Raw genomic sequence first — 23,189 nt, forward strand, 5'->3', positions numbered from 1 at the left:
AGCGCGAAGGTGAAGAAGATCGCGTTGTAGAAGAACGCCTGCGCGCTCATCAGCACGAGGCCCACCAGCGCGCGCTGGCGGTAAGCCGCAAACAGCGTGTGGGCGACCTCGGCGAGCGGCGTATGATCGCGCATCCTGAGGCGAATTTTGGCAAGCCCGCTTGCCTTGGCCTGGTCATGCCCGATCACAGACCGCTCGATTTCGTCGACGATGGCATGAGCCCGCTCGGGCCGGCCGTGGATCATCAGCCAGCGCGGGCTCTCGGGGATCCACATCCGCATCAACAGCACGACCAGGCCGATCGTCGCGCCGATCAGATAGGCAAGCCGCCAGCCGAGATCGGGATCGATCACGGCGGGGTCGAGCAGGACGATGGCGCTGGCCGCGCCCATCGCGGCGCCGATCCAGAAGCTGCCGTTGATGACGAGATCGGTCCAGCCGCGATAGCGCGCCGGCACCAGCTCCTGGATCGTCGAATTGATCGCGGTGTATTCGCCGCCGATGCCCGCGCCGGTGAGAAATCGGAACAGCGCGTAGCTCGCGATGCTCCACGACAGCGAGGTTGCTGCGGTCGCGGAGAGGTAGAGCGCGAGCGTGATGAAGAACAGTTTCTTGCGCCCGATCCGGTCGGTGAGCCAGCCGAAGCCGAGCGCACCCAGCACCGCGCCGGCGAGATAGGCGCTGTTGGCAATCCCCAGATCGAGGTTGGAGAAGTGCAAGGCCGGACTCTGCTTCAGCGCGCCGGAGAGCGCGCCCGCGAGCGTGACCTCCAATCCGTCGAGCACCCAGGTGATGCCGAGCGCCAGCACCACGCGGGTGTGAAAGCCGCTCCAGCGCAAGGCGTCCAGCCGCGAGGGAATGCTGGTCTCGACGATGGCGTCATCCATCGAAACCGACCAATGCGCATCGTCTCCGGAACGCACACGCTCCAGACCGGCGGACTGTGCATGAGGAGCCATCTCTACCTGCCGCACGACAACGCCCCGGCGGGCCCGATGTTCCCTTTGGAACCAGGCGGCAATGCGGCCGTTTTCGATGCAGACGCAAGGAGTTGCCCATGACCGAGCCGAAACGGACGAGGCGATCGCGGAGGGCTGGACCACGCAAGTCCTCACCGCGCAAGACCGCGCGGCGCAAGGCTCCCAGGAAGACGGCGAGCCGGCGCGAAACGTCAAAGCGCTGGTCGCAGCGCGTGACGCGGGAAAGCGACGCGCTCGACCTCAAGCACGGCGTATTCAAGTTGAAGGAGCCGAAGAAGATCGCGGCCTCATTGAAGCGCTCGGCCGAGCACAGCGGGCGCCGCAAATCGGGCGCCTACCGCTCGGCGCTCTCGATGCTGACCTTCTACATCAACCGCGCCGGCAAGAGCCTGCCCAGGACCGAGCGCACGCGGCTCGAACGCGCCAAGGTGGAGCTGAAGCGGGCATTCGGCAGGGAGTAAACCTCAGCGGCTCACGCCGCGCGTCGATGCCAACTATGCCGCGCGGATGTTGGCCATGAAGCGATCGAGTTCGGCGCGCAGGCGGGTGCTCTCGCTCGACAGCGTCCTGGCCGAGTTCAGCACCTCCTCCGAGGCCGAGCCGGTCTCGGCGGCGCCGCGGTTGACCTGGCCGATGTCCGTCGCCGCGGTCTGCGTGCCCTGCGCCACGCTCTGAACGCTGCGGGCGATCTCCTGCGTCGCGGCGCCCTGCTGCTTCACCGCGCTCGCAATCGAGGCCGCAATGGTCGAGATCTGCCCGATCGTGGCGCCGATCTCCTTGATCGCCGCGACCGATTCCGCGGTCGCGCCCTGCATGCCCGCGATGTGTGAGGAGATCTCGTCGGTCGCCCTGGCGGTCTGGCTCGCCAGCGACTTCACTTCGCTCGCGACCACCGCAAAGCCGCGGCCGGCTTCGCCCGCGCGCGCCGCCTCGATGGTGGCGTTGAGCGCCAGGAGGTTGGTCTGCTCGGCAATCGCGGTGATCAGCTTCACCACCTCGCCGATCTGCTGGGCGGCATGCGAGAGCTTGCCGATGCGGCCGTCGGTCTCCCTGGCCTGCACCACGGCGTCTTCCGCGATCCGGCTGGAGTCGCGCACCTGGCGGCCGATCTCCTCGACGGACACCGACAGCTCTTCCGTCGCGGTCGCGACCGACTGCATGTTGGAGGAAGCCTGCTCGGAGACGCCGGCAACCTGGCCCGACAGCGTCTGCGTGGTCTCGGCGGTGCGGGTGAGCGTCGAGGCCGCCGACTCGAGCTGCACGGCGGAGGCCGAGACGTTGGAGACGATGGCACCCACAGCAGCCTCGAAATCGTCGGCGAAGCGAATCAACTCGGCGCGGCGCGAGGCGGCCTGCTCGCGGTTCTGGGCTTCGCCCGCGGCGGCATCGCGCTCGGCCTTGGCCACCGCCTGCATCTTGAACTCCTCGACGGCACCGGCCATCTCGCCGATCTCGTCGCTGCGGCCGAGCCCCGGCAGCACGACGTCGAAATTGCCCGACGCCAGTTCCCGCATCGCCTTGCACATCGCGATCATCGGACGCGAGATGCCGGTACCGAGCAGGACGGCGAGAACGACACCGAGCAGGGTGCCGCCGGCCGCGAGCATCAGGATCAGCTTCTCGGTCTGGCCGATGGATGCTTCCGATTGCGTCTCCAGGCGCTGCTGCTCGGAGACGAGGTCCGCCTTCATGGCGGTTGCGCCCTGCATGATCGCGCCGGCCGAGCCGCTCATCTCGGTCACGAGTTCGTCGACCAGCTTGGCGTTGGCTATGAGCTTTTCCAGCGCTTCGCGATAGGCTCCGAGCAACTCCTTGGCTTCCTTCAGGCCGGCGACGATCTTGTCGTCCATCGAGTAGACCGCGCCCAGCGAGTTCTCGACGAATTTCAGCCGCGCCACCGCGCTGGCGGCGACCGCCTGATCGGAATTGAGTACGAAATTGCTGGCGGCCGCGCTCGCGGTCTGGAACTGGGTGTTGACCTGCTTGGTGCCGAATTCGATCGCCTGCGCCTCGGAGTCGGAGGCGTTGTTGCCGATGTCGTCGAGCTTGTACTTCAGGAGATTGGCGTTGCGCTGAAGCTGGTTCTGCACCAGCAGCGCGCTGTCGCGCTTGGCCTGCAGGATCTTGGCGAAGGTCGCGGCGAAGTTTGAGAATTCCCTGGCGAGCTTGTTGAGGCTCTCCAGGCGCGCCGGCGACCTGGCGCTCTTGACCGCCAGATCGATGGCGTTCTTGAGTCTGGCCTCGGCGTCGAGCGCCGCCTTCGCGTCGTCCTCCTTGCCGGTGACGACGAAATACCGTGCCGCCGATCGGTAGGCGAGCAGTTCGCGATCGATGTTGCGGGCGAGGTCGGCCTCCGAGACGCTGGTGCGGTAGGCGCCGACCCCGGTCGAGACGCGCTCGAAGCCGAAATAGGCGAAGGCCATGCTGCCGGCGGAGATGACGAGAACCGCAGCAAAGCCGAGGATGACCTTGGCTCGGAACCGCAGGGTTGGAAGTATTGTGCGCTTCGACGCAGACCCGACACGCCCCGACATTCCACCTCATCCCATTTCAAGTTGCGCAACTGGCAGCGGCCCCGGAGCGCCCGCCCCAGACCGGATGCGCAAAGCTAGGGCAGATTCGATAAAGGGCGGTAAATTCGGCGACCTCCCCGTCTCAGACCGGCTGGGCCAGCGGCTGACCCGACGGACCAGAACTGGCATCCCACAGTCGCGGCCGCCAGCCTGTCCCGGAGATGGGAGAAGGGAGGCATCCCCCGCGCGACGCATCCGATCCGGACCGGCCGATGCCGCGCGGCGACCACGGCGCAAAGAGAATCAATGACTTTTCAGTGACGCGGGCGACCAAAATCCTAGTTGCAAAGTTCCCGGCCACTGTCTCTAATTAGAACCAATCAAAATCATGCCCGGAGGAAAACACGTGTCTACAGTCAAACTGACGGTGAACGGCAAAGCTGTCTCTGTCGATGTCGAGGACCGCACGTTGCTGGTCCAGCTCCTGCGCGATCATCTCAACCTGACCGGCACTCATGTCGGCTGCGACACCAGCCAGTGCGGCGCCTGCACCGTGCATATCGACGGCAAGGCGGTGAAATCCTGCACCGTCCTGGCGGGTCAGGCCGACGGCTCCAGCATCACCACCATCGAAGGCCTCGCCAAGGGCGACGAACTGCACCCGATGCAGGCGGCGTTCCGCGACAATCACGGACTGCAGTGCGGCTTCTGCACGCCGGGCATGATCATGTCGGCGGTCGACATCGTAAAGCGTCATGGCGGCCAGCTCGACGAGGCCACCGTCCGCCACGAGCTCGAAGGCAACATCTGCCGCTGCACCGGCTACCACAACATCGTGAAGTCCGTGCTGGACGCCGCAGGCCGCATGAAGGTCGCTCAGGCCGCCGAATAGCCGGCAGCTCAGCCTCGATCGAACAACTACCGCCGCTTTCGCTGGAAAGGGCGGTCAATCAAATTCCCCTCGGGAGGACAGGACATGGGTGTTGAAGGCATCGGCGCAAGCGTCGTGCGCAAGGAAGACAAGCGTTTCATTACCGGCAAGGGCCGTTACGTCGACGACATCAAGCTTCAGGGCATGACCTATGCCCATTTCATCCGCAGTCCGCATGCACATGCCAGGGTCAGGGGCATCGACGCCTCCGCCGCATTGAAGATGCCGGGCGTGGTCGCGGTGCTCAACGGCAAGCAGATCGTCGACGACAAGGTCGGCAATCTGATCTGCGGCTGGGCCATCACGTCGAAGGACGGCAGCCCGATGAAGATGGGCGCATGGCCGGCGATGGCGCCGGAGACGGTGCGCTTCGTCGGTCAGGCCGTCGCGGTCGTGATCGCCGAGAGCAAGAATTTGGCGCGCGATGCGGCGGAAGCCGTGGTCGTGGACTACGAGGAGCTGCCGGCGGTCGCCAACGTCGCGGCCTCGATCAAGTCCGGGGCACCGCAGCTGCACCCCGAGGCGCCGGGCAACCAGGTTTATGACTGGGTGATCGGCGACGAGAATGCGGTGAACGGCGCCTTCGCGAAGGCCGCGAACGTGGTGAAGCTCGATCTCACCAACAACCGCCTGGCGCCGAACGCGATGGAGCCCCGCTCCGCGATCGCCGACTATGATGCGGCCGAAGAGCACTTCACGCTCTACACGACGTCGCAGAATCCGCACGTCGCCCGCCTCGTGCTGTCGGCCTTCTACAACATCGCGCCGGAGCACAAGCTGCGCGTGATCGCGCCGGACGTCGGCGGCGGCTTCGGCTCCAAGATCTACATCTATCCGGAAGAGATGGTGGCACTGTGGGCCTCCAAGCGAGTCGGCCGTCCGGTGAAATGGACCGGCGATCGCACCGAGGCCTTCCTCACCGACGCGCACGGCCGCGACCACGTCACGCACGCCGAGATGGCGTTCGACAAGGACAACAAGATCCTCGGCCTCAGGGTGAAGACCTACGCCAATTTCGGCGCCTATATGTCGCTGTTCTCGTCGTCGGTGCCGACCTATCTCTATGCGACGCTGCTGTCGGGCCAATACAACATTCCCGCGATCCATGCTGAAGTCATCGGCGTCTATACCAACACGACGCCGGTCGACGCCTATCGCGGCGCGGGGCGGCCCGAGGCCAGCTATCTCGTCGAACGGATGATGGAGACCGCGGCGCGGCAGTTGAAGGTCGATCCGGCGGAGCTGCGGCGCAGGAACTTCATCACGCAGTTCCCGCACCAGACCCCGGTCATCATGGCCTACGACACCGGCGACTTCCACGCCTCGCTCGACGCGGCGATGAAAGCGATCGACTATGCGGGCTTCGCCGCGCGCAAGGCCAAAGCCAAGTCGGAGGGCAAGCTGCGCGGCATCGGCCTGTCCTGCTACATCGAGGCCTGCGGCATCGCACCCTCGAAAGCAGTCGGCAGCCTGGGCGCCGGCGTCGGCCTGTGGGAATCGGCCGAGGTGCGCGTCAACCCGGTCGGCACCATCGAGATCCTGACCGGCTCGCACAGCCACGGCCAGGGCCACGAGACGACGTTCTGCCAGCTCGTCGCCGATCGCCTCGGCGTTCCGATCAGCCAGGTCTCGATCGTCCATGGCGATACCGACAAGGTGCAGTTCGGCATGGGCACCTACGGCTCGCGCTCGGCTGCCGTCGGTCTCACCGCGATCCTGAAGGCGATGGAGAAGATGGAGGCCAAGGCCAAGAAGATCGCCGCGCATGCGCTGGAGGCGTCGGAAGCCGACATCGTCATCGAGAACGGCGAGTTCAAGGTGACCGGCACCGACAAGTCGATCGCGCTGCCGATGGTCGCGCTCGCGGCCTACACCGCCCACAACCTGCCGGACGGCATGGAACCGGGCCTGAAGGAGAGCGCCTTCTACGACCCGACCAACTTCACCTTCCCGGCCGGTGCCTATATCTGCGAGATCGAGGTCGACCCCAGCACCGGCAAGACCAACTTCGTCAACTTCGTCGCGGCCGACGATTTCGGCCGGCTGATCAACCCGATGATCGTCGAGGGCCAGGTCCATGGCGGCCTTGCCCAGGGCATCGGACAGGCGCTGCTCGAGCATGCGGTCTACGACGCCAACGGCCAGCCGGTCACTGCTTCGTTCATGGACTACACCATGCCGCGTGCCGACGACCTGCCGTCGTTCAAGCTCAGCCACACCACGACGCTGTGCCCGGGCAATCCGCTCGGCATCAAGGGCTGCGGCGAGGCCGGCGCGATCGGCGCCTCGGCTGCCGTGATCAACGCGATCACGGACGCGATCGGCAAGAACAATCTGGAAATGCCCGCGACCCCCGATCGGGTCTGGCGCACGATCCACGCGGCTTGAGAGGAGAACGAAGATGTATGAGACCAACTATCATCGCGCCTCCTCGGTCGACGAGGCAGCCGCTCTCTTCGCCAAGGGCAAGGAAGCGAAATATCTCGCGGGCGGCCACACGCTGATCCCGGTGATGAAGCAGCGTCTTGCCGGTCCCTCCGACGTCATCGATCTCGCCAGGATCAAGGAGTTGGTCGGCATCGAGGTCGCCGGCGACACGGTGACGGTCAAGGCGGCCACGCCGCATTACGACGTCGCGGCCAGCGACGCCGTGAGGAAGGCGATTCCGGCACTTAGCTCTCTGGCGTCCCAGATCGGCGACCCCGCCGTGCGCCATCGCGGCACGATCGGCGGCTCGCTCGCCAACAACGATCCCGCTGCGGATTATCCCGCCGCGGCAATGGCGCTGGGCGCAACCATCAAGACCAACAAGCGCTCGATTGCAGCGGACGACTTCTTCAAGGGCCTGTTCTCCACCGCACTCCAGGACGGCGAGATCATCACTGCGGTGTCGTTCCCCGTCCCGGCGAAAGCGGGCTACGCAAAGTTCCCGCACCCGGCCTCGCGCTTCGCACTGACCGGCGTGTTCGTCGCCAAGGCCAAGTCGGGCGACGTCCGCGTCGCGGTGACCGGCGCCTCGCAGAGCGGCGTGATGCGCTCGGCCGCGATCGAGGCCGCGCTGAAGGCGAACTGGGCCGCCAGCGCCGTCGACGGCGTGTCGGTCTCCTCCAGCGGCCTACTATCGGACATCCACGGCTCGTCCGACTACCGCGCCAATCTCATCAAGGTGATGGCGCAGCGCGCGGTGACGGCTGCGGGCTGATGGAGAGCATGATCCGGAAAAGTCTGCGGCGGTTTTCCGTAAAGATCATGCTCAAACAAAGAGCGAAAGCGCGATGGCGATCGCGCTTTAGCGCCTCCACACAAAATCTTGGCGGCGCGCAGCAATGCGCGCCGTTTTATTTTTCGCCCTGCGTCATGAAAAGCGCTTGCCTCGCCCACACGAAGGCGAGAAAAGTTAATCGGCCAATTAACTCGCCCGTCAAGGAACACCCCAAGCGGTTGGCGCCGCTCAATCGACGTCCCGCATGGCGACCTGAGGAAACAAAAAGTGCTCGATAAACCAGCCTCCCAATCGTCCGTTCGCGCCTCCGGCCCCTTGGCCGGTTTCCGCATCGTCGAATTCGCCGGCATCGGTCCCGGCCCGTTTGCCTGCATGCTGCTCGCCGACATGGGCGCCGAGGTCGTCACGCTCGATCGCGTCGGCGCGAAGAAGAGCATGAAGTCGGTGGCGGGCCGCGGCCGCAAGGTGATCGAACTCGATCTCAAGGACAAGGCGGCGATCGCGCAGGTGCTGGACCTGCTCGCCAATGCCGACGCGCTGATCGAGGGATTCCGTCCCGGCGTGATGGAGCGGCTCGGCCTCGGGCCCGACGTGGTGCTGGCTCGCAATCCAAAGCTGGTCTACGGCCGCATGACCGGCTGGGGCCAGGAAGGCCCGCTCGCCAACGCCGCCGGCCACGACATCAACTACATCTCCATCACCGGCGCGCTGGCCGCGATCGGAACGAAGGAGAAACCGTTGCCGCCGCTCAACCTGGTCGGCGATTTCGGCGGCGGCGCGCTCTATCTGGTGGTCGGCGTGCTCGCGGCGCTGCTGGAAGCCTCGCGCTCGGGCAAGGGCCAGGTGGTCGACACCGCGATGTGCGACGGCGCGGCGTCGCTGATGTCGTTCTTCTTCGACATGAGCGCGATGGGGCGCTGGACCGAAGGCCGCGACCGAAACTTCCTCGACGGCGGCGCGCATTTCTACGGCGTCTATGAATGCGCCTGCGGCAATTTCATCTCGATCGGCTCGATCGAGCCGCAGTTCTATGCGCTGTTGCGCAAGCACGCGGACCTCAGCGACGCCGCTTTCGACGCCCAGATGGATCCCAGGGCCTGGCCGGCGCTGAAGGAGAAGCTGAAGGCCGTGTTCAAGAGCAAGACGCGCGAAGACTGGTGCAAGATCATGGAAGGCACAGACATCTGCTTCGCGCCGGTGCTGACGATGTCGGAGGCGACCAGGCATCCGCACATGGTTGCGCGAAACGTGTTCGTCGAGCGCCATGGCGTAAAGCAGCCGGCGCCGGCGCCGCGCTTCTCCCGCACGATGTCCACGATTCGCGAGCCGGAAGCGGCGGAGATCGGCGCGGTGACCAGCGCGTGGAAGCGATGACGTCATTCCGGGGCGCGCGAAAGCGCCAACCCGGAATCTCGGCGTTGTGACCCTGCTTGACAGTCCCCACTGACGCGGCGTGCCCAAACCGGGCTGCCGCCGGAGGAGCGCTGAATTCGTAGAGTGGGCAAAGCGAAGCGTGCCCACCAATTTGACAAGGATCGCGCGAGAAGAGGTGGGCACGGCGCCAACGCGCCTTTGCCCACCCAGGTTCGTCGTGGCAGCAACTCACTCCGCCGGCAGGATCGTCCCTTCGACCTCGCCGAAACCGACGCGGTAGCCGTCGCCCTGGCACCAGCCGCGCATGACGAGGCTGTCGCCGTCCTCCAGGAATGAACGTTTTGCTCCGCCGGGCAATTCCACCGGCTCGGTGCCATTCCAGCTGATCTCCAGGAGGCTGCCGCGCTGGTTCTTCTCCGGGCCGGAGATCGTGCCGCTCCCCAGAAGATCGCCGACGTTCATGGCGCAGCCGGAGGAGGCATGGTGCATCAATTGCTGCACCGAGGACCAGTACATGTACTTGAAATTGGTGTGGCAGATGCGGGCGGGCTCGTTCATGCCCGCGGCACGCAAGGCGACGTCGAGTTCGAGATCGAAATTGTTCGGCTTGCCCTGGCGCAGATAGGCGAGCGGCGCCGGATCCTGCTCCGGCCCCTGGACGCGAAACGGCTCCAGCGCCTCGCGGGTGACCACCCACGGGCTGATCGAGGTCGCAAAAGCCTTTGCGAGGAACGGACCCAGCGGCACATATTCCCATTGCTGGATGTCGCGCGCGCTCCAGTCGTTGAGCAGCACGAAGCCGAAGATCATCTCCTCGGCCTGCGCTTCCGTCAGCATGCCGCCCATCGCCGACGGCTGGCCGACGACGACGCCCATCTCCAGCTCGAAATCGAGCCGCTTGCACGGCGCGAAGCTCGGCACCTCGACGGTCGGCGGCTTCAGTTGCCCGCGCGGCCGCTTCACCCCGGTGCCCGACACGACGACGGTCGAGGCGCGGCCGTTGTAGCCGATCGGCATGTAGAGCCAGTTCGGCTGCAGCGCATTGTCCTTGCCGCGAAACATGACGCCGACATTGGTGGCGTGCTCCCTGGACGAATAGAAATCGGTGTAGCCGGAAACCGCGATCGGCAGATGCAGCTTCGCGTCCGCCATCGGCACCAGCGCACGCGAGCGCAACTCCTTGTTGTCGCGCAGATGCGGATTGTCGTGGCGCAGCAACTCGCTGATCTTCGCTCGCGTGCTCGACCACACCTTCGGCCCCAGCGCCATGAAAGCGTTGACCGAGCCCTGCGCAAACACCCCATACGCCGGCGAGACGTCGATCAGGCCCTCGTTCTCGAGCACGGCGAGGTCGAGGATGACGTCCCCGATCGCAACGCCGACGCGCAGAGCCGGATAAGCCGGGGTCGAGAAGACTCCATACGGCAGGTTCTGGATCGGGAAGTCGGAGTTTTGGGAGACCTCGACGAAGGAGCGGAGCTTTGGGTCGTTGGGATGGGGCACGCGGTTCTCCAATCTCAAATCGCCATGCCCGGGCTCGACCCGGGCATCCATCTCTTCGGACGAACGATGGATCGCCGGGTCAAGCCCGGCGATGACGGGCAATAAAAATCATCACGGCCGGTTCGGGTCGAACCGCTTCTCGAGGCCCTTCCAGCAATCGGCGTAGTCGTCCTGCAGGGTCGACGACTTGGCGGCGTGCGCGGTGACGCGCTGCGGGTATCTGGTTTCGAACATGAAGGCGAGCGTGCCGGTGAGCTGCACCGGCTTCAGTTCGCCGTTGCTGGCATGATCGAAGGCCTCGCGATCGGGGCCATGCGGCAGCATGCAATTGTGCAGGCTGATGCCACCGGGGACGAAACCTTGCGGCTTGGCGTCGTAGACGCCGTACACCAGTCCCATGAACTCGCTCATGATGTTCATGTGATACCAGGGCGGCCGGAAGGTGTTTTCGGCAACCATCCACCGCTCGGGAAAGATGACGAAGTCGATGTTCGCCGTGCCCGCGGTCTCCGACGGAGAGGTCAGCACGGTGAAGATCGAAGGATCGGGATGATCGAAGCCGATGGCCCCGACGGGCGAGAAGGTACGCAAATCGTACTTGTAGGGTGCGTAATTGCCGTGCCAGGCCACCACGTCGATCGGCGAATGGGCGAGCTGCGTCTTGAACAGCGAGCCGCCCCATTTGACGAAAAGCTCGGTCGGCGTGTCCTTGTCCTCATAATTGGCGACCGGCGTCAGGAAGTCGCGCGCATTGGCCAGGCAATTGGCGCCGATCGGACCGCGCTCCGGCAGCGTGAAGGCGCCGCCATAATTTTCGCAGAGATATCCTCGCGCGGGGCCGCTCATGAGCTCGACGCGGAATTTCACGCCGCGCGGAATCACCACGATCTCCGCGGGCGTCGCGTCGATGCGACCAAACTCCGTGACGAAACGAAGGTCGCCCTGCTGCAGCACGAACATCATCTCGCCGTCGGCGTTATAGAAGTGCTGGTCCACCATCGACCTGGTGATGAGATAGACATGCGCTGCCATGCCGGCCTGGGTGTTGACGTCGCCCGCCGTCGTCATGGTCTGCACGCCCTGCACGAAGGTGATCTCCTCCTTCGGGAGCGGCGTCGGGTCCCAGCGCAACTGTGCGATCGGCAGGTCGTATTCGTGGCAGGGCGCGCTTCGCCACAGCCCGGCATCGACCTTGGTGAAGCGCCCGGAATGCTTCACCGAGGGGCGGATGCGGTAGAGCCAGGAGCGCTCGTTCGAGCCGCGCGGCGCGGTAAAGGGCGAGCCGGACAGCTGCTCGGCATAAAGCCCGTAGGCGCAGCGCTGCGGCGAGTTGCGCCCGATCGGCAGCGCGCCTCGCAGAGACTCCGTCTCGAAGCTGTTGCCGAAGCCGGACATGTAGCCCGGCGTGATGTTGATCGATTCCTGTCTGGCGAGGTCAAGCGAGGTATTGAGGTTCATGATCAGCCTCCTTGCAGAGCCGCCCACATCTCGCGGTCGCGCTCGGCGGTCCAGATCACGGGATCGTCGATCCCGCTGGCTTCGTCGAACGCGCGCGAGACGTTGAAGGGCAGGCAGTGTTCGTAGATGGCGAAGCCTTGGAATTTGGGATCCATGACCTCGCGGGCCGCGGCCATGGTTTCCTTGAGATTGCGTCCCCTGGCCACCGAGATCTCGGCCGCGCCATAGAGCGTGGAGACGAAATCCCGCGTCATCGCGATCGCCTCGCGGCCCGTGGCGAGCCCCTTCAGCGCGTCGCCGCGGCCGGGCGCGATCGCCTTGGGATTGAAGTTTCGGATCTCGTTCAGCGTCAGCGGCCATTCGCGCAAATGCGCGTCGCCGCAATAACAGGCGGAGTGATATTCGATGAGATCGCCGGAGAACATCACCTCGGCATCGGGCACCCAGGCGACGATATCGCCGGAGGTATGACCGGCACCAAGCTGCATCAACCGCACCTCGCGCTTGCCAAGATAGATCGACATCTCGCCTTCGAAGGTCAGCGTCGGCCAGGTCAGGCCGGGAATGCTCTGGGCGTCCTGGAACAGGCGCGGGAAGCGGCCATATTCGGAATCCCAATCCTGCTTGCCGCGCTCCTCGATCAGCCGATAGGTCTCCTGCGAGGCGACGATGCCCTGCGCCTTGTATGCGGAGGCGCCCAGCACCCGCACCGCGTGATAGTGCGAGAGCACGACATATTTGATCGGCTTGTCGGTGACGGTGCGCACGCGCTCGATCACCTTGCTGGCCATCGCTGGCGTCGCCTGTGCGTCGAACACGAGGCAGCCGTCGTCGCCGACGATCACGGCCGAGTTCGGATCGCCCTCGGCGGTGAAGGCATAGAGATCAGGACCGATCTCGGAGAAGGTAACCTTCTTCTCGGAGAGATCGCCGGTGGATGCGAAGTTCTTCGCCATCAGTTCATCCTCGGATACGGGGCTATTGTTGTTGCTGTTGCTGCTGCTGGCCGTCGATCATGCGGCGCCGGGCGAGCGCGATCGCGTCCCGCAGCACGTCGATGTCGCCGATGTGATTGGCCAGGATCAGCACCAGCGCCGCGTCGAGATCGGCGCTCTCTTCGTCGGACAGACCGCGATGCGCCTCGACGACGGCACGAAAGGCGTCGTCGGGCCGCGCGAAATTCGAGCTGGTGGACAGGGCCATGCGCAAATCCTTCAGTTCAGGCCTTCAGCCCGCGCCAGCGCCGCCGCAATCGCCGCGCGCGTCGGGTGGCGGAAGCGCGCCGCGACATAGCCGTCGGGCCGCAACAGATAGGTCGTGCCGGGCTCGGCATCATAGCGCCTGGCGGCAAGTCCCGCCGAATCGATCAGCCCATCGTCGCCGCCGATGCGGATCGCCTTCACCCCGAGCGGCGCCTCGATCGCAGCCGCATTGGAAAACGCCAGCAGGGTGAAGCCCGTTCCATCGTCGCGGAACGCGTCGGTCAGATAGACCGGCGCGCCTCCGCGCGTCGCGACCGGCGCGTCCGGCATCGAGATGCCAGGGCACGGCCCGCCGCGCCACGCGTCTGCGTCCGGCGAGGACAGCGGCGTGTCGTAGCTGCAGGGCACCGAGAGGCGACCGCCATTGACCATGCGCTTGCCGAACTCGGTCTCCTTCGCCAGCGACAGCACCGCCTTGCGCAACCGCGCCTCCTGCTGCGTGTTCGGTGCCATGAAATCGGTCGAGCGCGTGGATTCGCGGATGTTCTCATCCGCTGCCCGGCTACGCTCGACGTGGTAGCTTTCGAGCAGACTCGCCGGCGACCGGCCGCGCAGCACGCGATCGAGCTTCCAGGACAGATTCTCCGCGTCCTCCAGGCCCGAATTGGCGCCGCGCGCGCCGAATGGCGAAACCTGATGCGCGGAATCGCCCGCAAAGATCACCCGGCCGTGGATGAAGCGCTCCATCCGCCGGCACTGGAACTTGTAGAGCGAGATCCACTCGAACTCGAACTTGTCGTGGCCGAGCATGCGCGCGATCCGCGGCCGCACGTTTTCAGGCTGCTTTTCCACGGCCGGATCGGCATCGCGGCTGAGCTGCAGGTCGATGCGCCAGACGTCGTCGGGCTGCCTGTGCAACAGCGCCGAGCGCCCGGCATGGAACGGCGGATCGAACCAGAACCAGCGCTCGGTCGGGAATTCCGCGCTCATCCTGACGTCGGCAATCAGGAACTGATCCTCGAACACCTGGCCGCCGAACTCCGCGCCGACCATCTGGCGCAGCGAGGAGCGCGCGCCGTCACAGGCGATCACGTATTGCGCATCCAGGCGATAGGCGCCCTCCGGCGTGTCGATGGTCAGCACGGCGGAGTCGTTGCGTTGCTCGAGCGCCGTCACCTTGTTGCGCCAGCGCAGATCAATCCCTGGCAATTCCTGGACGCGGTCGACCAGATAGGCCTCCGCATAATATTGCTGCAGGTTGATGAAGGCCGGGCGTTTGTGGCCCTCTTCCGGCAACAGGTTGAACTGGTAGAGCAGGGACTCGCCGTGAAATATCCTGCCGACGCTCCATACCACGCCCTTCTCGACCATGCGGTCGCCGACGCCGAGCCGGTCCCAATATTCCAGCGAGCGTTTCGAGAAGCAGATGGCGCGCGAGCCTTCGCCGATGCGGTCGGCGTCGTCGAGCAGCACCACGTGCTGACCGCGCTGCGCGAGATCGATGGCCAGCGACAATCCGACCGGTCCGGCGCCGACCACCACGATCGGGTGCCCGGCCGGACTCGAGGCCAGGCGATCCTGATCGGGGTGACGGTGATAGCCGAACTGGGCTTTTGCCGGCGCCATGCGCTAACCTCGGCTCTGGTCAGAAGAACGCTGATCTGCTAAATAGTCTCACTTGCAACTATCTTGACCCGGGCGCAGCCGTCCGTCAACCGGTATTCGGAGCGATCTTCGTGGCGAGAACATCTGCCGGCGAAACCATGCTGAAGGCGCGCGATGCGGATGCGCCGGGGGTGTCGTCGAGCGAGAAGACGCGGCTCGACCTATTCAAATTCGTGCCGTTTCGGTTGAACCGACTGGCGGCTGAATTGAGTTCCGCGCTGGCGATCGAGTATGAGGACCGCCACGGGCTCGACATTCCGGCGTGGCGCGTTCTTGCAACCCTCGGCTTCCGCAACGATGCCTGCAGCGCGCAATTCATCTCGCAATGCACCCGCACGCACAAATCGACCGTCAGTCGCGCGGTGACGGCGCTGCTGCAGCACGAGTTGATCGAGCGGGTCGAGAACGAAGCCGACCGCCGCGAATTCCGGTTGCGGCTCACGAAGAAGGGCCGCGCGCTCTACGAGGAACTGTTCCCGCGCCTGCTGCGTCGCGAAGAAGAGATCCTCGCCTGCCTTTCGGCGCAGGAGCGCAAGCAGTTGTCCGCCCTGCTCGGCAAGATCGAGCAGAGCCTGAACCTGATCCAGACCAGCGAAGAAGCCGACGCCAAGCCGTCCTATTGACGGCTACGCCGTCACTTCGCAAACGAGCGCGACGGCGGCAGGTGCAGCGCCCAGGCGTCGGCGCCGGCGCGCGGATAGATCTCGGTGACGATGGGATCATGGCCGGGAATGAAACGATCGGGATGGCCGGCGAGGCGCTCGACGGTCTCCCAGCCCACCGCCATGTCCCCGATATTGTAGACGATCGGAAACGGGCTCCTGCGCTGCAGATTGGCGTAGTAATGCGCGGCGTCGGAGGCGAGCACGACCGGCCCGCGCGCGGTCTCGACCCGCACCACCTGGAGGCCGTCGGAGTGCCCGCCGACCCGGTGCACGGTCACGCCGGGCGCGACCTCGCCGTCGCCCGCGTAGAACGTGACGCGCTCGCCATAGACGTGGCGCACCATCTGCGTGACGTGCTCGACCGAGAACGGATGTCGCAGCAGGCCGTTACACATGCAGCGGCCGGTCGCATAGCTCATCTCGCGCTCCTGCAGATGGAAGCGCGCATTCGGGAAACGATCGAGATTGCCCGCGTGATCGTAGTGCAGATGCGTCACGATGATGTCGCGAATGGCGGAAGCCGACACGCCGAATCTTTCCAGCGCGTCCACCGGGTTGAGCGTCAGCTTGCGGGCGCGCAGCGTGGCCTCCTCGGCATTGAAGCCGGTATCGACCAGGATGTCGCGGCCGCCCCCTCGGATCAGCCAGACGAAATAGTCGAGGTCCTGCGCGGCGGTCTCATGAGGATCGGGCGACAGGAAATTCATGCTCGGGGTGCGCGGCGACATGGTCGCATAGCGCAGCGCATAGATCTCGTAGACGTTTCCCATGTTCTCGCACTTCTTCTGAGGAGGTCCTTCGGGCAGATCGATCGAACCAAGCCATCGCCGGTGGCAAAGGTCAAACGCCGCCTCGCCGGCCGGATACAGCCTTCAATGTGAGACCAATCACATTCTCATCGCAACGGCTGCCTTATGAGAGTTCGGAGCCGGGACGAACCATCGTCGAGAGTTGCCATGACGAGCGAATTATTCTCCTGCCCGAGGGCCGCTGCGTCGCGGTCAATTGTCACGATAACGTCGAGACTCCAAGCGGTTGACGCGTCACAACCCCGGTTTGATAATGCGAATTGCGTAAGTTAAGGTCGCCACGGCGCAAGCTGGAACGGCGCCCCTTTGGCTGGACCGCGCTGGTATGAAAATCCGTCCCCTCCTGTTTCTGTCGTTGGTCTTGTCGGCCGTCCTGGCCACGCCATCCTTTGCCGCCGGCGACCGCTACGCGCTGGTCATCGGCAACGCCAAATATCCGGACGCCGACACGCCGCTGAAGGAGCCGATCAACGACGCGCGCGACGTCGCCGACGAGCTCAAGCGCGACGGCTTCACGGTCGAGATCGGCGAAAACCTGACCGGGGACGGCATGCGCCGCGCCTTCGAGCGGCTCTACGGCAAGGTCAAGCCGGGCTCCGTGGCGCTGGTGTTCTACAGCGGCTTCGGCATCCAGTCGGCCCGCCAGAGCTTCATGATCCCCGTCGACGCGCAGATCTGGACCGAGTCCGACGTGCGCCGCGACGGCTTCAGCCTCGAGACCGTGCTCGGCGAGATCAACAGCCGCGGCGCCGGCGTCAAGATCGCGCTGATCGACGCCTCCAGGCGCAATCCGTTCGAACGGCGCTTCCGCAGCTTTTCCGCCGGGCTTGCTCCCATCATCGCGCCGAACGGCACGCTGGTGATGTACTCCGCAGCCCTGAGCTCGGTGATCTCGGACGCCGGCGGCGACCACAGCCTGTTCGTGCAGGAACTGCTGAAGGAAATCCGCGTCCCCGACCTGATGGCGGAGGAGACGCTGAACCGCACCCGGGTCGGCGTCACCCGGGCCTCGCGCGGCGAGCAGGTGCCGTGGATTTCGTCCTCGCTCGCCGAGGATTTTTCGTTCATCCCGGGCGCCGGCGGATCGCGGCCGACCACGACGACGGTCGCGCCGCCGCCCGTGCCGCCCCCCCCACCGGTGGTCGCAACCAATCCGCCGGCTCCTCCCGCTCCGCCGCCGCAGGTCCAGACGACGCCCGCGCCTTCCGCAAAGCCACAGGTCGAGGCGGCGCTTCCACCGCTGCCGCCACCACCGCCTCCGGTCGCGCCGGCCGACACCGGCCCGAGCAGCCATCCCGACAACGGGCCTGATCCGGCCGTGCTCGCCGACGATCCGACCATCAAGAGCCTGACTTCCAAGATCGCGTCCAACCCGGATGACGTCAACGCGCTGTACCGGCGCGGCCAGGTTTATGCCAGCAAAGGCGCCTACAACCTCGCCATCCGGGATTTCGACGCCACGCTGCGGATCAATCCGAAGGACGTGGAAGCCCTGAACAACCGGTGCTGGACCCGCAGCGTCATCGGCGATCTCCCGGGCGCGCTGAAGGATTGCAACGAGGCGCTGCGGCTGCGTCCGAACTTCGTCGATGCGCTGGACAGCCGCGGGCTCGTCAACCTGAAGTCGGGCGCGGTGAAGAACGCCATTGCCGATTTCGACGCCGCGCTGAGGATCAATCCGCGCCTGACCTCCTCGCTCTATGGGCGGGGGCTCGCGAAGCAGCGCAACGGCTCGGCCTCGGAGGGGGCCCTCGATATTGCCAACGCCAAGGCGATGGACCCGAACATTGCTCAGGAATTCGCAAGTTACGGGGTACGTTGATATTTTTTGGGACCGGGACCGCCGCCTGTCGAACCCCGAGGGCGCCGGCGGAGACCAATTGGAAGCATGCCGCGACCGGCTTTTTCCGGCCTGTCGCGAGACGACTTGGAATCGCGCGGGCTGCGCAGGAGGGACTGGCCATGAAGCTTTCCGCAAAGGGTTTGACCGCAATCCTGTCCGTGATCACGATCGGGGCAGCGTTGACGATGCCGCTTTCGGGCGCATTCGCCGGCGATGACAACAACGTCACGGAGGATCAGATCGCCCGCGCGCTGGCGCCGCCGCCGAAGAAGCCCCTGACCCGCAGTCTCTCGGTCGGACCGCAAACCGATACCGCCCCGAGCGCCGCGGAGACCAAGCTGCTGCAGACCGTCCGCGGCCGCACCACGCGCTCGCTCTCGGTCAGCGAGCGCGAGGAAATCGCGACTGCCGCCCAGGACAAGCCGAACATCGATCTGGAAATCACGTTCGAGTACAACTCGGCCGAGATCAGCCCGAAATCGCTGCCGTCCGTGCAGGCGCTGGGCCGCGCGCTCTCCCGTTCGGACCTCAAGGGCTCGACCTTCGTGGTTGCCGGCCACACCGACGCCGCCGGCGGCGAGGCCTACAACCAGGACCTGTCCGAACGCCGTGCGGATTCGATCAAGCGCTACCTGGTCGAGAAGTACAACATTCCGGCGACCGACCTCGTCACCGTCGGCTACGGCAAGAGCAAGCTGAAGGATCCGAGTCAGCCGATGTCGGAAGCGAACCGGCGGGTGCAGGTCGTCAACATGGAAAACAAGGCCACCGCATCCCAATGACCGCGGCATCATTGCTCGAGTGATCCTTCGCGATGTCGTGTAACGTCTCGTCTCCCACGCGCGTCCCGCGGCCTTGCGGGACGCCGCCGCGTTTCAGCAAATCGCTCTCAATGACGCCCGTGCGCCACGCCGCTGCGACGGCGACGCAGGCCAGGATGATCCGGCGATGAACATCTCCGAATACCTCAAGCCTGCGGGAACCGTGGCGTTCATCGTTGTGCTCGGCGCCGGCTACTACTGGTTCGAGAACAGGCACCGTCCGGAGGTGAAGGAAACGCCGGGCGAGGCGCACGTCGTCGTGGCCAAGTCCACCAATGCGTGCTTCTCCGATCTGGTGCGAGTGACCGGCTTCTTCGTGCCGCGCCGAGAAGCCGTGGTCGTCGCCGATCAGGAGGGTTCGAAGGTCACCGACCTCTTCGTCACCGAAGGCACCAGCGTCACCGAGAACCAGGAGCTCGCCCGCCTCTCGGCCCCGCCGCCAATGCCGGGACAGCCGGCAAGACCGGGTCCGCAGGGGCCGGTCTCGCTCAAAGCTCCCGCCCCGGGCCTCGTGACCGAAGTCAGGACCATCGTCGGCGCGCCGGCTTCGCCGCAGGCGGGACCGATGTTCCGCATCGCGGTCAATGGCGAACTCGAGCTCGATGCCCAGGTCCCCGCGGTGCACATGTCCAAGCTCAATACCGGCGCGACGGTGCGGATCAGTCGCGACGCCGCGCCGGACCTCATCGGGCGGGTCCGCCTGGTCGCGCCCGAGATCGACCGCGCCACGCAGCTCGGCCGCGTCCGCATCAGCGTCACCAACAACCCGTCGCTCAAGGTCGGCATGTTCGCCCGCGCCAGCATCGACGCCAAGCGCAGCTGCGGCGTCGCAGTTCCCAAGACCGCCATCGACCACCTCACCATCCAGGTCGTCAAAGGCAACACGGTCGAGACGCGCAGGGTGCGGGTCGGGCTGACGTCCGACACCGCAACGGAAATCCTCGAAGGGCTCGACGTTGGCGAAATCGTCGTGGCCGACGCCGGCAGCTCGCTGCATGACGGCGACCAGATCAAGACCATGTTCGCCGATGAACTCGATCGATCGCGGGTACGCTGATGGCACTCAATATCTCGGCATGGTCGATCCGCAATCCGCTGCCGTCCGTCGTCTTTTCGATCATCCTCCTGATCCTGGGCTGGGTCTCCTTCACCAAGCTCGCGGTGACGCGGCTGCCGTCGGCGGACATCCCCGTGATCTCGGTGGCGGTGTCGCAGTTCGGCGCCGCGCCCGCCGAGCTTGAATCCCAGGTCACCAAGACCATCGAAGACGCGGTGTCGGGCGTCGAAGGCGTGCGGCACATCACCTCGTCGATCACCGACGGCCTGTCGCTGACCACGATCCAGTTCGCGCTGGAGACCAATACCGACCGCGCGCTCAACGACGTCAAGGACGCGGTGACGCGCGTCCGCTCCAACCTGCCGCAGAACGTCACCGAGCCCCTGATCCAGCGCGTCGACGTGATCGGCCTGCCGATCGTCACCTATGCCGCGATCTCGCCCGGCAAGACGCCGGAGCAACTGTCCTATTTCGTCGACGACGTGGTCAAGCGCGCGCTGCAAGGCGTGCGCGGCGTCGCGCAGGTCGAGCGCATCGGCGGTGTCGAGCGCGAGATCCTGGTCTCGCTCGATCCGGACCGGCTGCAGGCGATGGGCCTCACCGCGGTGAACGTCAGCCAGAGCCTGCGCGGCACCAATGTCGACGTCGCCGGCGGCCGCGCCGAAATCGGCAAGAACGACCAGGCGATCCGGACGCTGGCCGGCGCCAAGACGCTGGGCGATCTCGCCGGCACCATGATCCCGCTGTTCGGCGGCGGCGAGGTGCGGATCGACGACCTCGGCACCGTCACCGATACCATCGCCGACCGCCGCACCTTCGCCCGCTTCAATGGCGAGCCGGTGGTCGCGCTCGGCATCAAGCGCTCCAAGGGCGCGAGCGACGTGGTGGTCGCCGCCGCCGTGCAGAAGCGCATCGATGCGCTCAAGGTCGCCTATCCCGACGTCGACCTCAAACTGATCGACACCTCGGTCGAATACACCAAGGGCAACTACGAGGCCGCGATCTCCACCCTGTTCGAGGGCGCCATCCTCGCCGTCGTGATCGTGCTGCTGTTCCTGCGCGACCTGCGCGCCACCATCATCGCCGCGATCTCGCTGCCGCTGTCGATCTTCCCGGCGTTCTGGGCGATGGACATCCTGGGCTTCTCGCTCAACCTCGTCAGCTTCCTCGCCATCACGCTGTCCACCGGCATTCTCGTCGACGACGCCATCGTCGAGATCGAGAACATCGTGCGGCACATGAACATGGGCAAGTCGCCCTATCGCGCGGCGCTCGAAGCCGCCGACGAGATCGGGCTCGCGGTGATCGCGATCTCGTTCACCATCATCGCGATCTTCGCGCCGGCGAGCTTCATGTCGGGCATCGCCGGGCAGTTCTTCAAGCAGTTCGGCATCACCGTGTCGGTGCAGGTGTTCTTCTCGCTGCTCGCGGCGCGCTTCGTCACGCCGGTGCTGGCGGCGTATTTCCTCAAGCACCACTCCCATGAGGAGCCGCCGCCCGGCCGCGTGCTGCGGACCTATCACGGCATCGTTTCATGGTCGGTCAGGCACTATTTCATCACCGTGCTGATCGGCCTCGGCATCTTCGCCGCCTCGATCTGGAGCATCACGCTGCTGCCGCAGGGCTTCCTGCCGGCGCAGGACAGCGCGCGCTCGCTGCTCGCGATCGAGCTGCCGCCGGGAACCCAGCTTGCCTATACCGAGAAGGTCACCGAGGACATCGTCGCTCGCCTGCGCAAGCGCGCCGAGGTGAAGAGCATCTTCGTCGACGGCGGCCGCGTGCCTCCGGGCACGCTGGAAGTTCGCCGCGCCGCGCTGATCATCAACTACACGCCGAAGCATGATCGCAAGATCACCCAGCGCGAGCTCGAATTCTCGATCAGCCAGGAGCTGGAGAACATCCCCGACATCCGCTTCTGGTTCCTCGACGAGAACGGCCTGCGCGCGATCTCGCTGGTCGTGACCGGCGTCGACGCCAACATCGTCAACAATGTCGCGAGCGAACTCGCGACGCAGATGAAGCGGATTCCGACCATCTCCAACGTGATCTCGGAAACCGCGCTGGAGCGGCCGGAGCTGCGCATCCAGCCGCGCGCCGATCTCGCCGCGCGCCTCGGCGTCTCGACCGAGAGCCTGTCACAAACCATCCGGGTCGCGACCATCGGCGACGTCGGTCCGGCGCTCGCCAAGTTCGACGTCGGCGACCGCCTTGTGCCGATCCGCGTGCAGCTCGAGGATGCCGCGCGCGGCAATCTGAAGACGCTCGAGCAGTTGCGCGTGCCGCTCGGCGAGCACGGCGAGAAGGGCGGCGTACCGCTGTCCGTCATCGCCGACGTCAAGCTCGACCAGGGCCCGACCAGCATCAGCCGCTACGATCGCGAGCGTCAGGCGACGGTGGCCGCCGACCTCGTCGGAGCCGCGGCGCTCGGTGACGCCACCAGGAAGATCTACGAACTGCCCGTCATGAAGAGCCTGCCGAAGGGCGTCAAGGTCAGCCCGTCCGGCGACGCCGAAAGCCTGAACGAGCTGTCGGACGGCTTCGCCACCGCGATCACCGCCGGCCTGATGATGGTCTATGCCGTGCTGGTGCTGCTGTTCGGCACCTTCCTGCAGCCGATCACCATCCTGTTCTCGCTGCCGCTGTCGATCGGCGGCGCCATCGCCGCGCTGCTCGTCACCGGCAAGCAGCTCACGACGCCAGTGTGGATCGGCATCCTGATGCTGATGGGCATCGTCACCAAGAACGCGATCATGCTGGTGGAGTTTGCCATCGAGTCGATCCATGCCGGCAAGCCGCGGGACGAGGCGATGATCGACGCCGGCATGAAGCGCGCGCGCCCGATCGTGATGACCACGATCGCAATGGCCGCCGGCATGATGCCGAGCGCGCTCGCGGTCGGCGCCGGCGGCGAATTCCGCTCGCCGATGGCGCTCGCGGTGATCGGCGGTCTCCTGTTCTCGACCATCCTGTCGCTGGTCTTCGTGCCGGCGATGTTCATGGTGATGGACGACGTCGGCGCCCTGATCTGGCGCTTCGGCAAGCGCATGATCGTGCACAGCGCCGACTCGGACGAGGCGGGCAATCATCACGCGGCCGCCGGCCCTGCTGCGCCGCCAAACGTCGTGCATCCGGCGGCCGAATAGCT

18 protein-coding genes are annotated in these 23,189 nt (G+C 65.6%); 10 read left to right on the plus strand and 8 right to left on the minus strand.

Annotation, left to right across the window (positions count from 1 at the left end):
* A partial coding sequence (locus tag KGM94_RS05730) for an MFS transporter (RefSeq protein ID WP_300255816.1) occupies positions 1-887 on the minus strand: 887 nt, incomplete at its 3' end.
* A 170-nt stretch (positions 888-1,057) separates the two neighbouring features.
* Here KGM94_RS05730 and KGM94_RS05735 point away from each other — a divergent pair.
* Positions 1,058-1,441, plus strand: coding sequence for a DUF3175 domain-containing protein (locus tag KGM94_RS05735; RefSeq protein ID WP_300255818.1), 384 nt, complete (start codon positions 1,058-1,060; stop codon positions 1,439-1,441).
* A gap of 33 nt (positions 1,442-1,474) precedes the next feature.
* Here the strand turns inward: KGM94_RS05735 and KGM94_RS05740 are convergent, their stop codons facing one another.
* A complete protein-coding gene (locus KGM94_RS05740) occupies positions 1,475-3,514 on the minus strand; it encodes a HAMP domain-containing methyl-accepting chemotaxis protein (protein ID WP_300255820.1) in 2,040 nt (679 codons plus the stop codon).
* A gap of 385 nt (positions 3,515-3,899) precedes the next feature.
* Here KGM94_RS05740 and KGM94_RS05745 point away from each other — a divergent pair, with 385 nt between their 5' ends.
* The 4 genes from KGM94_RS05745 to KGM94_RS05760 all read left to right on the plus strand — a co-directional run bounded on the left by KGM94_RS05745 (position 3,900) and on the right by KGM94_RS05760 (position 9,021).
* Positions 3,900-4,385 (plus strand): (2Fe-2S)-binding protein, encoded by a 486-nt coding sequence (locus KGM94_RS05745; RefSeq protein WP_300255822.1) that lies wholly within the window; start codon positions 3,900-3,902, stop codon positions 4,383-4,385.
* A gap of 84 nt (positions 4,386-4,469) precedes the next feature.
* A complete protein-coding gene (locus KGM94_RS05750; RefSeq protein WP_300255823.1) occupies positions 4,470-6,812 on the plus strand; it encodes a xanthine dehydrogenase family protein molybdopterin-binding subunit in 2,343 nt (780 codons plus the stop codon).
* Positions 6,813-6,825: 13 nt separating this feature from the next.
* Entirely contained in the window at positions 6,826-7,626 is an 801-nt protein-coding gene (locus KGM94_RS05755) for a xanthine dehydrogenase family protein subunit M (RefSeq protein WP_300255825.1), read from the plus strand.
* A 288-nt stretch (positions 7,627-7,914) separates the two neighbouring features.
* Positions 7,915-9,021, plus strand: a complete 1,107-nt coding sequence (locus KGM94_RS05760) for a CaiB/BaiF CoA-transferase family protein (RefSeq protein WP_300255827.1) — start codon at positions 7,915-7,917, stop codon at positions 9,019-9,021.
* A 228-nt stretch (positions 9,022-9,249) separates the two neighbouring features.
* On the opposite strand, the gene fahA is transcribed toward KGM94_RS05760, so the two are convergent.
* The 5 genes from fahA to KGM94_RS05785 all read right to left on the minus strand — a co-directional run bounded on the left by fahA (position 9,250) and on the right by KGM94_RS05785 (position 14,810).
* Positions 9,250-10,524, minus strand: coding sequence for a fumarylacetoacetase (gene fahA, locus KGM94_RS05765; protein WP_300255829.1), 1,275 nt, complete (start codon positions 10,522-10,524; stop codon positions 9,250-9,252).
* 111 nt (positions 10,525-10,635) lie between these two features.
* Positions 10,636-11,982 carry a homogentisate 1,2-dioxygenase gene (gene hmgA, locus KGM94_RS05770; protein ID WP_300255831.1) on the minus strand — a complete coding sequence of 449 codons (1,347 nt, stop codon included), beginning with the start codon at positions 11,980-11,982 and terminating at the stop codon, positions 10,636-10,638.
* 2 nt (positions 11,983-11,984) lie between these two features.
* Positions 11,985-12,938 carry an MBL fold metallo-hydrolase gene (locus KGM94_RS05775; protein ID WP_300255833.1) on the minus strand — a complete coding sequence of 318 codons (954 nt, stop codon included), beginning with the start codon at positions 12,936-12,938 and terminating at the stop codon, positions 11,985-11,987.
* 22 nt (positions 12,939-12,960) lie between these two features.
* A complete protein-coding gene (locus KGM94_RS05780) occupies positions 12,961-13,185 on the minus strand; it encodes a DUF2783 domain-containing protein (RefSeq protein WP_300255835.1) in 225 nt (74 codons plus the stop codon).
* A gap of 11 nt (positions 13,186-13,196) precedes the next feature.
* Complete coding sequence (locus tag KGM94_RS05785; RefSeq protein ID WP_300255837.1) at positions 13,197-14,810, minus strand: FAD-dependent oxidoreductase; 1,614 nt, start codon at positions 14,808-14,810, stop codon at positions 13,197-13,199.
* A gap of 110 nt (positions 14,811-14,920) precedes the next feature.
* On the opposite strand from KGM94_RS05785, the gene KGM94_RS05790 reads away from it, so the two are divergent.
* Complete coding sequence (locus tag KGM94_RS05790) at positions 14,921-15,472, plus strand: MarR family transcriptional regulator (RefSeq protein WP_300255839.1); 552 nt, start codon at positions 14,921-14,923, stop codon at positions 15,470-15,472.
* 11 nt (positions 15,473-15,483) lie between these two features.
* Here KGM94_RS05790 and KGM94_RS05795 read toward each other — a convergent pair whose 3' ends face one another.
* Positions 15,484-16,284, minus strand: coding sequence for an N-acyl homoserine lactonase family protein (locus tag KGM94_RS05795; RefSeq protein ID WP_300255840.1), 801 nt, complete (start codon positions 16,282-16,284; stop codon positions 15,484-15,486).
* A gap of 364 nt (positions 16,285-16,648) precedes the next feature.
* Between KGM94_RS05795 and KGM94_RS05800 the strand changes: the two genes are divergently transcribed.
* From KGM94_RS05800 to KGM94_RS05815, 4 genes are all read left to right on the plus strand, one after another.
* Positions 16,649-18,145, plus strand: coding sequence for a caspase family protein (locus tag KGM94_RS05800; protein ID WP_300255842.1), 1,497 nt, complete (start codon positions 16,649-16,651; stop codon positions 18,143-18,145).
* A gap of 140 nt (positions 18,146-18,285) precedes the next feature.
* The gene (locus KGM94_RS05805; RefSeq protein WP_300255844.1) at positions 18,286-18,948 is read left to right on the plus strand and encodes an OmpA family protein; all 663 of its coding nucleotides are present in this window, start codon (positions 18,286-18,288) and stop codon (positions 18,946-18,948) included.
* Positions 18,949-19,114: 166 nt separating this feature from the next.
* Positions 19,115-20,044, plus strand: coding sequence for an efflux RND transporter periplasmic adaptor subunit (locus KGM94_RS05810; protein ID WP_300255846.1), 930 nt, complete (start codon positions 19,115-19,117; stop codon positions 20,042-20,044).
* Entirely contained in the window at positions 20,044-23,187 is a 3,144-nt protein-coding gene (locus KGM94_RS05815) for an efflux RND transporter permease subunit (protein WP_300255849.1), read from the plus strand. The genes KGM94_RS05810 and KGM94_RS05815 overlap by 1 nt, the downstream gene beginning before the upstream one ends.
* Positions 23,188-23,189: the final 2 nt, after the last annotated feature.

Origin of the sequence: Bradyrhizobium sp., from assembly GCF_028868675.1 — a bacterium.
Classification (GTDB): Bacteria; Pseudomonadota; Alphaproteobacteria; order Rhizobiales; family Xanthobacteraceae; genus Bradyrhizobium.

Excerpts from the sequence above, each read along its gene's own strand:
- KGM94_RS05735 (WP_300255818.1), top strand. The coding sequence starts at position 1,058 with ATGACCGAGCCGAAACGGACGAGGCGATCGCGGAGGGCTGGACCACGC.
- KGM94_RS05740 (WP_300255820.1), bottom strand. The coding sequence starts at position 3,514 with ATGTCGGGGCGTGTCGGGTCTGCGTCGAAGCGCACAATACTTCCAACC.
- KGM94_RS05750 (WP_300255823.1), top strand. The coding sequence starts at position 4,470 with ATGGGTGTTGAAGGCATCGGCGCAAGCGTCGTGCGCAAGGAAGACAAG.
- KGM94_RS05755 (WP_300255825.1), top strand. The coding sequence starts at position 6,826 with ATGTATGAGACCAACTATCATCGCGCCTCCTCGGTCGACGAGGCAGCC.
- hmgA (WP_300255831.1), bottom strand. The coding sequence starts at position 11,982 with ATGAACCTCAATACCTCGCTTGACCTCGCCAGACAGGAATCGATCAAC.
- KGM94_RS05775 (WP_300255833.1), bottom strand. The coding sequence starts at position 12,938 with ATGGCGAAGAACTTCGCATCCACCGGCGATCTCTCCGAGAAGAAGGTT.
- KGM94_RS05780 (WP_300255835.1), bottom strand. The coding sequence starts at position 13,185 with ATGGCCCTGTCCACCAGCTCGAATTTCGCGCGGCCCGACGACGCCTTT.
- KGM94_RS05785 (WP_300255837.1), bottom strand. The coding sequence starts at position 14,810 with ATGGCGCCGGCAAAAGCCCAGTTCGGCTATCACCGTCACCCCGATCAG.
- KGM94_RS05795 (WP_300255840.1), bottom strand. The coding sequence starts at position 16,284 with ATGGGAAACGTCTACGAGATCTATGCGCTGCGCTATGCGACCATGTCG.
- KGM94_RS05800 (WP_300255842.1), top strand. The coding sequence starts at position 16,649 with ATGAAAATCCGTCCCCTCCTGTTTCTGTCGTTGGTCTTGTCGGCCGTC.
- KGM94_RS05805 (WP_300255844.1), top strand. The coding sequence starts at position 18,286 with ATGAAGCTTTCCGCAAAGGGTTTGACCGCAATCCTGTCCGTGATCACG.
- KGM94_RS05810 (WP_300255846.1), top strand. The coding sequence starts at position 19,115 with ATGAACATCTCCGAATACCTCAAGCCTGCGGGAACCGTGGCGTTCATC.
- KGM94_RS05815 (WP_300255849.1), top strand. The coding sequence starts at position 20,044 with ATGGCACTCAATATCTCGGCATGGTCGATCCGCAATCCGCTGCCGTCC.